General features: G+C 49.9%; 1 protein-coding gene. It reads right to left on the bottom strand.

Going from position 1 to position 1,739, the window contains the following annotated elements; translation table 11 throughout:
• Positions 1-152: 152 nt before the first annotated feature.
• The gene (locus E5329_RS28965) at positions 153-1,670 is read right to left on the bottom strand and encodes a transposase (RefSeq protein WP_135992557.1); all 1,518 of its coding nucleotides are present in this window, start codon (positions 1,668-1,670) and stop codon (positions 153-155) included.
• Positions 1,671-1,739 lie beyond the last annotated feature (69 nt).

Below are 1,739 nucleotides of genomic sequence, written 5' to 3'. Positions count from 1 at the left end.
ATGTTATATGAATGGGAGTGACGGGGAGGAATAAAAAATGCTTATTTCTGAGTGGTTTTCAGACAGTGGTTAGAAAAAAGGACATGACAATTAAGCCCGCAAAAAAGAGTTTTTTACAGACGGGAAACCTCATATTTTGTTTCATTTATAAATTAAGCGGCATACAGGCGGGCGACCTTATATCTGGCGTCAAGATGTATGCATATGCCGATGAGCATACTCCAAAAGGAAAAGTGATTCTTGCCGCGTATTTTTAAATTCTGCAGGCAGTAATCATTCAGAACACGGTCATTGATGCGCTCACATGCGGTACGCTCGCTGTATATCCGCCTGTATTCTTCGGAATCCCTCGGGATGCGGGGATGAAAACGCAGGTCTGCATGGTTTTTCACGTAGACAGTGCGCCCGTAAGAGCCTGGGGAACATGCCGCTTCGTTCGCGCAGGAACTGATGCGTCCGCATCGGAGGGGGCAGCGGTATTTGCGCGCATCCTTTATGGGATCATTCCCCCATGGGCACATTTCATGCCCGGCAGGGCATATGGGGTGGCCGGATTTATCGAAGGTGATGCCGGCCGGGGCATTTTCAGAAGATTTTGCCCGTCCGTTGATATCAATGAGGGCATTGATATCCCAGTGTTCCAGCAGTTCATAGGTCGGGAGGTTGTCATGTGCGGAGTCAAGGCAGACATTCTTCGGTGAAACGCCAAAGGCATTGCGCCCAAAATCATCCATGGAATAGAGGAAGTTTTTGCTGTCATGGCGGCGTGCGTCAGTGAATTTCATCAACAGCGGGAGTTCAATTTTCAGCGTATTGTTCCTGGTGCACAGCATGTAAAGCGTATGCCCGAAGCACCATGTTTTGTTATCGCTGTCCCATCCCCATGTGGCATCCGGGTCAGAATAATGGCGGGCGCAGCCGTCCCGGTAGGGGCAGTCTTTCCCACAGGAGGAAAGATGGCGGCCGTAAGGGGAGGAATGGGAAACCACAGCGGTGCCATCGCCGGAGAGGGTAAGGTTTTGCGTGTCAATCAGCCCAAGGCGGATAGACGGAAGTACGGCAAGGATGGAAAAGATTTTCTGGAGAGCGGCTTCCGGATTGTCAGCGGCAGGCTTTCCGTCCAGGATATCATTTACGATATCTTTGGCAGTGATTGTGCAGGAGTCTTCCGGCTCTGCCAGTTTTCCATCGGCTCCAATTAGTTTTTTTGGTTTTTTACCGTTTTTGCCTGCCGGAAGAAGCGCCGTGCGGGAATAGCGGTTCCCTGGGTCTGTCCAGAATCGGTTCATAAAGTCATAATAAGAGCCGAGGGGCGGCAGTTCTTCCAGAGAGGCGCAGCCAATAAGGACAGCCAGGGAAATGGAATTGGGAAGGACTTCCCGCACCCATAAAGTAAGGCTTGTGCGTGCTTTGGTTTTATTAAAAAGCAGGACGAAAAGTATCAGGGAGCGCAGGATCTGCGCCTGGTGCGCTGCTGGGCGTCCCCCTTTGGAATAAAAAGCGGGGATGTAATCCAGAAGCGGGTCAAGGTTGAGGTTTAAGAGTTTCTGCCGTTCCTCATCATATTCGTTAAAGGAATATTTTGGGTTATTGCGGGAAAGCCTGTGGCCAATCGTAGCGACGATGGTTCTGTACTCGTCATGGCTCTGCCATGATTCGGGTTTGAACATAAATGTGACCTCCTTTGTTTTATCAGTGAAATTGGACAGTTACTTATAAAACAAAGGGCCGTTTTCGCT

The sequence above is a fragment of the Petralouisia muris genome (genome assembly GCF_004793545.1).
Classification (GTDB): domain Bacteria; phylum Bacillota; class Clostridia; order Lachnospirales; family Lachnospiraceae; genus Petralouisia; species Petralouisia muris.
Note: the sequence above shows the minus strand (reverse complement) of the source record. Positions and strands in the feature narration are given on the sequence as shown.